The organism is Nocardioides sp. CPCC 206348 (assembly GCF_048654705.1).
GTDB lineage: Bacteria > Actinomycetota > Actinomycetes > Propionibacteriales > Nocardioidaceae > Nocardioides.
The window spans coordinates 29,118-32,177 of sequence record NZ_JBMCZA010000239.1; the positions used below are offsets into that span (position 1 = coordinate 29,118).

The 3,060-nt window shown below is 70.0% G+C and carries 3 protein-coding genes and 1 pseudogene; all 4 read left to right on the top strand.

Features of this window, described 5'->3' with window-relative positions; genetic code table 11:
* Positions 1-1,246, top strand: a pseudogene (locus tag ACOADB_RS27370) (nitrite reductase (NAD(P)H)); the annotation flags it as partial.
* Entirely contained in the window at positions 1,246-1,644 is a 399-nt protein-coding gene (nirD, locus tag ACOADB_RS27375) for a nitrite reductase small subunit NirD (RefSeq protein WP_378606554.1), read from the top strand. The pseudogene ACOADB_RS27370 and the gene nirD, both read left to right, overlap by 1 nt.
* Positions 1,641-2,753 carry a uroporphyrinogen-III synthase gene (locus tag ACOADB_RS27380; RefSeq protein ID WP_378606557.1) on the top strand — a complete coding sequence of 371 codons (1,113 nt, stop codon included), beginning with the start codon at positions 1,641-1,643 and terminating at the stop codon, positions 2,751-2,753. The genes nirD and ACOADB_RS27380 overlap by 4 nt, the downstream gene beginning before the upstream one ends.
* An 86-nt stretch (positions 2,754-2,839) precedes the next feature.
* Positions 2,840-3,060 (top strand): CbiX/SirB N-terminal domain-containing protein (locus ACOADB_RS27385; protein ID WP_378606560.1); only part of this gene is annotated, 221 nt, incomplete at its 3' end.

The following is a 3,060-nucleotide window of genomic DNA, read 5'->3' on the forward strand; positions in this document are numbered from 1 at the left end:
CACGCTCAACGACGGCGGACCGTGCAGCGACGCCGGGTGTGTCACCAAGTGCACCAAGGCCGGATCGACCTGTGGGTCGTGCAAGGTGGTCGTCAAGAAGATCGTCGAGGACCATTTCGCCGCGACCGGCAAGGTCGTCGACAAGTCGCTGTGCGAGCACTTCGCGATGACGCGCCAGGAGCTCTTCGACGTCGTCGCCGTCCACGGCTACAACCGGTTCGACGACATCATCGAGGGCCACGGCAAGGGCCGCGGCTGCGACATCTGCAAGCCCGCCGTCGCCTCCGTCCTCGCGAGCCTGCTCAACCACCACGTGCTCGACGGCGAGAACGCCACGCTGCAGGACACCAACGACGCGTACCTCGCCAACCTGCAGAAGAACGGCACCTACTCCGTCGTCCCGCGCATCCCCGGCGGCGAGATCACTCCCGACAAGCTGATCGTGATCGGCCAGGTCGCCAAGGAGTTCGGCCTCTACACGAAGATCACCGGCGGCCAGCGGATCGACCTGTTCGGTGCCCGCATGGAGGACCTCCCGGCGATCTGGAAGCAGCTGGTCGACGCCGGCATGGAGTCCGGCCACGCCTACGGGAAGTCCCTGCGCACGGTGAAGTCCTGCGTCGGCTCGACCTGGTGCCGGTACGGCGTGCAGGACTCGGTCGGCCTGGCGATCGAGCTCGAGCTCCGCTACCGCGGCCTGCGCTCGCCCCACAAGCTCAAGGGCGGCGTCTCCGGGTGTGCGCGTGAGTGCGCCGAGGCCCGGTCCAAGGACTTCGGCATCATCGCGACGGAGAAGGGCTGGAACCTCTACGTCTGCGGCAACGGCGGCGCCATCCCGTCCCACGCGCAGCTGCTCGCGGGTGACCTCGACACCGCCACGTTGATCAAGTACCTCGACCGGTTCCTCATGTACTACATCCGGACCGCGGACCGCCTCCAGCGGACGTCGTACTGGATGGACGCCATCGGTGGCCTGGACCGGATCCGCGAGGTCGTCGTCGACGACGCGCTCGGCCTCGGCGCCGAGCTGGAAGCCGCGATGGACACCCACGTCGACTCGTACTTCGACGAGTGGAAGGCCACCATCGAGGACCCCGAGAAGCTCGCCCGCTTCGTGTCCTTCGTCAACGCGCCCGGCACGCCCGACCCGAACATCACCTTCCGTGAGGAGCGCGGCCAGATCCAGGCCGAGCTCACCGACGGCCCGGTCTCGCTGGGCAGCACGATCCCTGTGGGAGCCCCGTGATGACGAGCCTGGAGCGCACCAGCATCGACACCGTGGTGTGTCGTCTCGACCAGATCCGCAAGGAGTCCGGCGTGACCGCGCTCGTCGCGGGGGAGGCCGTCGCCGTCTTCCGGACGTACGACGACGAGGTCTACGCACTGTCGAACTTCGACCCGTTCGGCAAGGCGTCCGTGCTGTCGCGCGGCATCGTCGGCACGAAGACGGTCGTCGTCGACGGCGTCGATGGTCGGGTCGAGGAGCAGGTGCCCTTCGTGGCGAGCCCCCTGCTGAAGCAGCCGTTCGACCTCCGCACGGGCATCTGCCTGGACAACGCAGAGGTCTCCGTCGCGACGTACGACGTCCGGGTCATCGACGGTGTTGTCGCGGTAGGGGCCCGACGGGGGACAATCGCTCCATGACCGACCTCCCGCTCGACGGCTTCCGGATCGGCGTGACCGCCGCCCGGCGGGCCGATGAGCAGATCGCGCTGCTCGAACGGCGCGGGGCGGAGGTCGTCCATGCGCCGGCACTGTCCGTCGACCCCAACCGGATCGACGAGGTCGGGCTGCTCGCCGCCACGAAGGACGTCCTGTCCCAGCCGGTCGACATCTTCGTGGCCACGACCGGCATCGGCCTGAAGTCGTGGTTCACCGCGTCCGAGCGCTGGGGGCTGCTCGACGACCTCGTCACGCACCTGAACGGCGCCGAGATCCTTGCCCGCGGCCCGAAGAGTGTGGGCGCCCTGCGCCGGTTCGGCCTGCGCGAGCTGTGGGCGCCGGAGTCCGAGGAGTTCGAGGACGTGCTCGGCCACCTGCGCGGCCGGGACCTGAACGGCCTGCGGATCGTGGTGCAGGAGCACGGCCAGTCGTTGTCGATGGCGGCCCACGCGCTGCGTCGTCTCGGTGCCGAGGTCACCACCGTCGCGGTCTACCGCGTCGAGGGTGCCGTCGACCCGGAGCCGATGTTCGGCCTGATCGAGCAGATCGCCGAGCGCCGCGTCCACGCGGTCACCTTCACCGCCGCCCCCGCGATCGCCGCCCTGATGGAGGCTGCCGGGACGACGGGCCACCGCGACGAGGTGGTCACCGCCTTCCAGGCCGACGTGATCGCCTCCTGCGTCGGGCCGGTCACGGCCGCGGCGTTCGAGATGTGGGGCGTCCCGTCGATCTACCCGGAGCGCTCGCGCCTGGCCGCCATGGTCAAGCAGCTCGAGACCGAGCTCCCCTCCCGCGCCACCGGCACCTCGCTCGAGGTCGGCGGCCACACCTTGCTCCTGCACGGCGACGACGTGCTCCTCGACGGTGTCGAGGTCAAGCTCTCCCCAGCCCCGTACGCCGTCCTGGCCGCACTCCTGGTCAACCCCGGCACCGTCGTCTCCCGCCGCGACCTCCTCACCTCCCTCCCGTCCGGCACCGCCGGCTCCGAGCACGCGGTCGAGATGGCCGTCGCCCGCCTCCGCGCCGCCATCGGCACCCGTTGCGTCCAGACCGTCGTGAAGCGCGGCTACCGCCTGGCGGTGTCGTCATGAGGCACGAAGTGTGGGAAATGGGGGCACGAAGTGTGGCAATTGGGGCCCCGAAGTGTGGCGATCGGACGCTCGAGGTGCCCCGGCTGGTGACGGTCGCCCACGGCACGCGTACGGAGGTCGGCAACCTCGTGGCCGCCGAGCTCACCGCAGCGGCCGGTGCGCGACTCGGCTGGCCCGCCACGACGTCGTACGTCGAGCTCTGCTCGCCGTTGTTCGCCGATGTCGTCGCGACGACCGCCGGCCCCACCGTCGTCGTACCCCTCCTGCTGAGCACCGGCTACCACCTTCGGACGGACCTGCCGGCGGC

Bases quoted from the DNA above. Each gene is read 5' to 3' on its own strand.
- nirD (WP_378606554.1), top strand. From the start codon at position 1,246: ATGACGAGCCTGGAGCGCACCAGCATCGACACCGTGGTGTGTCGTCTC.
- ACOADB_RS27380 (WP_378606557.1), top strand. From the start codon at position 1,641: ATGACCGACCTCCCGCTCGACGGCTTCCGGATCGGCGTGACCGCCGCC.